Origin of the sequence: Vibrio sp. 10N.222.49.A3 (assembly GCF_041475145.1) — a bacterium.
Lineage (GTDB): Bacteria > Pseudomonadota > Gammaproteobacteria > Enterobacterales > Vibrionaceae > Vibrio > Vibrio tasmaniensis_A.
In genome coordinates this window covers 37957-44784 of the sequence record NZ_JBFRVM010000021.1, presented here as the reverse complement: position 1 = coordinate 44784, position 6828 = coordinate 37957, and the positions used below count along the sequence as shown (strand labels likewise).

At 36.6% G+C, this 6828-nt stretch carries 7 protein-coding genes; all 7 read right to left on the bottom strand.

Annotated elements, in window-relative coordinates:
- Positions 1-76 precede the first annotated feature (76 nt).
- Positions 77-742 carry a hypothetical protein gene (locus AB4589_RS03660; protein WP_371709295.1) on the bottom strand — a complete coding sequence of 222 codons (666 nt, stop codon included), beginning with the start codon at positions 740-742 and terminating at the stop codon, positions 77-79.
- Positions 743-802: 60 nt separating this feature from the next.
- Positions 803-1537 carry a hypothetical protein gene (locus tag AB4589_RS03655; protein WP_372099391.1) on the bottom strand — a complete coding sequence of 245 codons (735 nt, stop codon included), beginning with the start codon at positions 1535-1537 and terminating at the stop codon, positions 803-805.
- 128 nt (positions 1538-1665) lie between these two features.
- The gene (locus AB4589_RS03650; protein WP_372099389.1) at positions 1666-3075 is read right to left on the bottom strand and encodes an EAL domain-containing protein; all 1410 of its coding nucleotides are present in this window, start codon (positions 3073-3075) and stop codon (positions 1666-1668) included.
- A gap of 954 nt (positions 3076-4029) precedes the next feature.
- A complete protein-coding gene (locus AB4589_RS03645; RefSeq protein ID WP_017099010.1) occupies positions 4030-4182 on the bottom strand; it encodes a hypothetical protein in 153 nt (50 codons plus the stop codon).
- 94 nt (positions 4183-4276) lie between these two features.
- Positions 4277-4633, bottom strand: coding sequence for a hypothetical protein (locus AB4589_RS03640; RefSeq protein ID WP_017101361.1), 357 nt, complete (start codon positions 4631-4633; stop codon positions 4277-4279).
- Positions 4634-4734: 101 nt separating this feature from the next.
- Positions 4735-5148 (bottom strand): lysozyme inhibitor LprI family protein, encoded by a 414-nt coding sequence (locus AB4589_RS03635; RefSeq protein WP_372099387.1) that lies wholly within the window; start codon positions 5146-5148, stop codon positions 4735-4737.
- Positions 5149-5363: 215 nt separating this feature from the next.
- The gene (locus tag AB4589_RS03630; protein ID WP_372099385.1) at positions 5364-6611 is read right to left on the bottom strand and encodes a RidA family protein; all 1248 of its coding nucleotides are present in this window, start codon (positions 6609-6611) and stop codon (positions 5364-5366) included.
- Positions 6612-6828: the final 217 nt, after the last annotated feature.

The following is a 6828-nucleotide window of genomic DNA, read 5'->3' as shown; positions in this document are numbered from 1 at the left end:
CTGCTGGTGCGGATCAAAGTGAATGGGGCGTGACATTTAAGCAACCCACCCCATCAATTATATACATACTTAACGACTACGGTTTACTCGATACTACCCAATTAAATCCGTCAGTACTTTTTTCGTATACAGAAGTTTGATCTGACGATGTTATTCTTCGTGAATATGTCGTCGGAGATGCACGAAAGAGTGTTTTCCAATAGGTGATTTCTTTACTCTGATCATTAACTATCTTTGACCGTATGACCTTAGATGCGTCACCTAATTCATTACTAGAGTAATCTTTATATCTACCCATAATGTTTATTTTGATATTTTCAGTATCTAAACTATTTAAATGACTTTTAACATTAACGACTGTCGATAATCCAAAGTCATCGCCTTTTCCAAAAGTATGCTCATTCCAGTCGACATAAGTACGATTTAATTGTTCTTTGATACTCTTGTTATATTTCCAAGTTGAAGTAGTTCTAGAGACTATTTTATTTGTTAGATCCAGAGATTGACAATTTGCTAAGTTGTGTATATTACCATCGTAGGCAATGTTAGATAGTACATTATCAAATTTATCATCTTTAATAATGATTTTCTCTGTGAATGTACACCCCGGACGGATGCTGCTATTAAAATTGTTAATACTAGCAATATCAAAAGTATTGTTGTAAACACCCCACTGAGTTGAAAGGTTAACCGATGTGGACTCAGACAACACTTCCACCTCTGTTAACAAATCATCGCTCATTTTTGTGGTTGTTTGCTTTGCTGATTGATTAGTACCTAGAGAAGAAATATAAACCTTTTTCTACCAATTCCTAGCGCCGTTTTCATCTTTGAAGTAGTAATGAACTTGCACATAGCTATTGGGGTTGGTTTGTTGTAAATCTTTTGTATCTGTGAACGATTTCTTTAGACCTGTTACGATATTTTGGGCCTTTAAGGCAAGGTCACTATCTTCGGATGCAATAAAGTCACCATAAATTTTAGCCTCAGAAATATTATATGTGCGAATTGTTTCTGTAAGAGCATGCTCTAACGCTTGAGCCTGTTTAGTTTGTTTTTCTATATCGCTCATTAGATCCTGACACGTATAGTTACTTTTACCATTACTGGTTTCTACTGTCGCCCATAAAGATGAAGTTAAAGGGGTGATAAAACGGTTTTTGAAATCGACCTGTTCTTTAAATTCAGGGGGTAAGACCATACGATAAGCATTTTTCACAGCCCCCAAATCTTCATCAATAGCGCCAACAGGAACATCTACTATCGTCGGAGCATAACCAAGGCATTTATCTTGGGTTTCATTTATGTCAAGCTCATAACTACCACCTTTTGTAGTTAAAGCTCTAGGTTCAGTGTTTGCGTTATACTTACCATCATTATTTATATCTAGAAAAACGGTAGCGCCTACAATATAACCATCGATTACTTTTCCAGTAGCTTTTTTGTGAATTGTCGGATTACTCCCACCATCACCGCCGCCACCACAAGCTGATAAGGCCAGAACGCACAAAATTGGTATCATCATTTTCATTTTCATTTAAATGGATCTCTATTACTTGTTGAGATTTAAAAATATTAAAATAGTAATACTCTTAAATTAGTTAACGAATTCGATGTTGTTTAATGTCATTTACAGCCCTTCACATATTATTACCCATACATATATCAACCTGTTTTCACATTGCTAATTAACCTTCTTGGTTTGGAAAAATGAAAGCCTTGGAATAATATATTAGATCTCTTTGGAAGTAGTCGTAGGTGTTGAGGATTTTCAACGCCTTCGACAATCAAGGTTACATCAATACGCTCAGATAGCTTAACCATAAACTTAAGTGTCTCATTGGCCACAATATATTCCTGACATTTTTGTAGTAACGACTTATCTAGCTTAATAAAATCAAAATATTTTTCTGATAAAAGGTTAAAATTGGAGTAACCACATCCAAAATCATCAATAGCAAATCGAAAACCTGCCCCTTTAAGAGCAATTATATTTTCTTTAGCATAACTATGTAAAAGACCCTCACTATATTCAACTGTTTCAAATATTATCTTACTTCTTAACTCTGGAACTAATTTGGTTAATTCCATTACATCATCATAAAAGTCAACGATACTTAAATCTGCATGACTAATGTTAACACTGATATTAGGAAGTGTATCTTGAGTGTTTTTTGCGTATTCAATTATTTTTTTAAAAATTATAATGGTTAATGAGTAATGTAGGTGCGGCTCCGTTGCCAATAATGGCATAAATACACCAGGACCTCCGAACTCTGTGCGTTTCCACCTAAGCAGTATTTCCCAAAGGTACTCTTTAGAAGTATTCATACTATAAACGACGGGTTGATAAAAAAGCTCGAACTGAGTCCCTCCCTTTTTTATATCGTGATGTAAAGCTTGGATTACCGAACGGGTTCTAACGTTTTTTTCATAGTCATTAATGTTATATACGTAGACACCATCAATAGATTGAAGTGACTTTTTAACACTGTAAGCCATTCTTCTAAACAACTGATTTTTATCTTGGGGTTTATCAAAATTAGATAGGATCATGCTAGCAAGAGAATAATCAAAAGTTAGGGTTTTATCGCCTACTTTCTTTTCATGAGGCAAAGAGAATTGAATTTTTTGTTGCTGCTCAAGGATTTTTTTTTCTTCCCAGGGGGTATCGCTTTCAAATACAAGAACAATGTATTTGTCTTCAAACAAACCGATAACCCTTGGTGAAAGTGTCTCACTTAGGTAGTGATGTAATTCTGTTTTAACTATTCGACTAGTTTTTGAATCGAAAAACTTATAGAAATCTGCAGATCTCCCAACACAGATTACATGCATGATCTTGTAGGTACTTCTGTTTGTTCTTAATAATTTTTCTTGAATATAGTTGATGTTAGGTAAATCTGTTTCTTCACAGAAAAAACGTTTGAGCCTTTGTTTATTTTGTTCTCGTTCAAGTCTTTGCTGAACAAAAGATAGCTTTTTTTTACCTTCCGACGACTTCAGATGAAATGATGTGCATATTATTAGTAATGTAATAAAGAACAGACAAAGTAAATTAACAGTAGACAACACGGCACCCCGAATAAAGTGATATGCATCGCACTTTGCGATGCAACAGAATGATTGTATTCTTACTTATGAGATTCACACAAATAAAAACAAATCTGACCACTTAATAGTCATCTACTTGAATTGAGTGTAATTGTGCAAATTTATAAATATCATGCACGAAAACACCACTAACCGCATATTGTACATCCCGTAACATCCCGACAACTTCATAACATAATAGCCACCAAATTACGCCACAGTGCCATTTCAGGGGGGTAATGATAGCATCGCTTTTTTTAGTATTTATTTACGCTATAAAAAACTGACAGTGATCGCGATATTTAATGGGGAGGGATTGAAATCAGCAACTTTATCTGGGTTACATCACTGCATACCCTTGATGAAACCAATCTGTTTGGAAGTGAAACAAACCATAAATTTAATCAAATGCACGCTAGAGGGTAAGTTAAGTCCTAACGCAAACACCTAATCCTAACCTCAACTATCTGAATAGATGGGAAATCTCAATTGAAAGGAGAACAGGACATTTTGATGGATAAAACTAAATAAAAGAGGGAGTCGTTCTGTATAATTAACTGAACAATAATTGATGATGGGGAAACTAACGAAGAGTCATAGTTCATAGCGACGTAAAGTCGTCAACAGCTAACGTTGTTGTAGGTATTAGCAGAATCATCCAGTACGAATCAGCACTGAGGTAGTAAAGCTACATAAAGGCTGGTCAAGGCAATCTGCAATGAATAGTTTAGTGTAATTACACTAAGCTACTGTCGAATGGGTAGTCGCTGGATATATTTGGCCAGTATTACTGTGAGTTTGCCAAATCATCGGTAGAAGATAACGCAATTAAGGTTACTATGTTTATCTCGGTACCTCTGATTATTTTAGCTTTCACAACAATTCGGCTATCAGTATCCTGTAATAAGTTATCTCAATGGCCTGTACGCTTTCAAGTCAATAAAACAACCCAACCAACACGACTGACAACAGTACACCGCCGATAAAACTCGGGCCGTGGAATGGTCTAGCTTTAGATTTAACGTACTCTTTCTGAAGTTCTTCTTGGTAAGTTTTAACGGCGAGTTCTTTTACGTAGTTATTTTGCATAATAAGCTCCTTCTTATTGGGTAAGAGAAGCTTAAGACTTGAAGTTAGGTTGAGGTAAAGAAAATTTTCACATTAATTGATTACTTCGGGATTGTTACTCTAGAATGACTCTGAACACATCATTGTTCACACCGCCAACATCCACTAATTCTCCCGGCTTCATAAGAAGTAAGGTGTTTAATTGGCGCTTTGAACGTGGTGCTCTATTTTCTCTGATCACTAAGATATCAACTAAGTAACCTGAGTTTTGCTTTGATAGTGAGCCCGAGAGAGTAACACTCTCTCTTCTATCGGCTAGAACCGAATTAAATGTTTTATCTTCTAACACACCCGCCGAGATCGACGTCTCACCATAAAAAAGCGTGATAGTTGTCGGATCAGGTGTTAGCTCTTGATTAGATGAACACCCCACTATCGCTAGGCACAACAATAAAATAACTCGAAATTGCATACACTTAATTTTCTTTCTCACATTCTAATTCTATTTTCGGTTCTTGGTACATCGCTTCTATGAACCCCAACTTAATTACCCAGAATCAAGTTTAAGCTTCTTCAATCTGGAACTGAATAGATACCTTCAAAATACTCGATACGCTCTAAAATCATTCTTAGCTTACACTCTTCGATTTGAACCCCGGCCCAAACGGAAGGCGTATACGCTTGACCTATAAATTCACAATCTGCGTCTCTGTATTTCAACCAAGCTTGTTGAGCTCTTCGGAAAGGTTCTTCTAGATCGATGTGAAACTCGATTTTTTGCAATTCGGCTTCTTCCTCGACTATTCGCATAATGGCTTCTTGATATGTTTTATTGAGATCGATGTTTGCTACTTTCATTTTCTCTTCGACACACAGATAACCCGCAGTAACCCCTCCACCTTCAACGTTACAAGGGTCTTCATCATCAACAGCGAAACAAGATGTAGTAACTAACGCCAGTACAATTAATGACTTTTTCAAAAGCATCTCCAATACAGTTCAAAATCTTCGATATCTACTCGACAAGCAGTAGTTCGAATCACCAGTATTGATCATTTCTTCGGGCTCAGGCTAGCTAAACGTTTAACTAACTATTTCTAACGGTATGAGAGTGTTCGGCACAAGCCGACAATTTAAAGAAGGAGCAGATCAGATCATCACCGACAATCTGACCGCTTAGTTTGAAGTGGGTTTAATTATGTTTAAGCAATAACGTCTTGTGGTGGTGTACCTTCGCAGTTGGAAACGACTGCATCAATTTGAATTAGAGCATTCATAGAAATCTCTGAAACCCCAACCACCGTTCTTGCCGGTAATTCAGCATTAAAGAATGTTGTGTAGACCTCGTTCACTGTATCAATGTCTGAAACATTTTTAAGCTGAATATTGATTTTCACTGTATCGTCCATACTATGACCAACACTTTCAATGATCGCCTTAATATTTTTCAAACATTGTTCCGCTTGCTCTTTTACACCACCAGCAACCATTTCATTTGTTTTCGGGTCTAAAGGTAATTGGCCTGAAATATGATTGTAGTGAGAGAAAGCAACGGTGTGCGAATAAGCCATGAAAGGGGCATCGACAGTATTATTAGCTTCAATAACCAACAAGCGAGTGTCTTCTGGTAATTGCGGCGGTGTACCGTCGCCATGTGAAACGGATGCATCAATTTGAATTAAAGCGCCCATTGGTAGTTCAGCAGCATTAACAACCGTTCGCGCTGGTACATAACTTGGGAAGAACTTAGCGCAAACTTCATTTACCTTTTCTGCATCTTCAACATTTTTAAGGTAGATAGTGGTTTTAACCACATCATTCATGACATGACCGATACTCTCTAGAATCGTTTTAATGTTTGCTAAACATTGTGTCGTTTGCTCTGTGATACCACCTGAAACCAACTCACCTGTATTTACATCGATAGGCAATTGAGCTGAAAGGTTGTTGTAGTGAGAAAAAGCCGCTGTCTGCGTCGATACAGCACTTTGAGGCGCATTATCTGTATTTCTTGAGACCTTAACTAGTGCGCAAGGTGCTTGTGGTTTAGTACCTTCGCCGTTTGAAATAAGAGCATCCATTTGAACTAAAGCGTCACTGTTCGGTAGCGCAGCTACACCCACGACTGTACGTGTCGGCAGGCTGTTGTTGAAGAAGCTTGCGTAAACCTCATCAATAGCATCGATATCAAAAATATTCTTAACGAAAATATTGATCTTTACGACATCATCCATAACATGGTCAATGCTTTCAACAATAGATTTAATATTACTCAAGCATTGTGCTGCTTGGTCTTTAATATCTCCAATAACTATTTCACCTGTTTTAGGGTCAACAGGCAGTTGAGCAGAAAAGTTATTATAATGAGAAAAAGCGACCGTTTGTGTAGATACAGAATTAATTGGTGCATTTTCAGTATTTCTTGAAATTTTAATGATATCGCTACTCATCGGAATTATCCTTTTAATAATATAGGAATACGTATTTATATTTAACAATCGTATTGGAAAGAATGATTAAAGTAGCGCCATGTTAAGTGAATTATTTTAGGGTAAACGTGATATACATCAGACTCTCAGTTGACTATAAATCAGCAAGTTACAGGATAATTAGTCATCAAGCGACTAATTATCCGTCACATTAGGCTTTATCAACTGCTAAATTCTC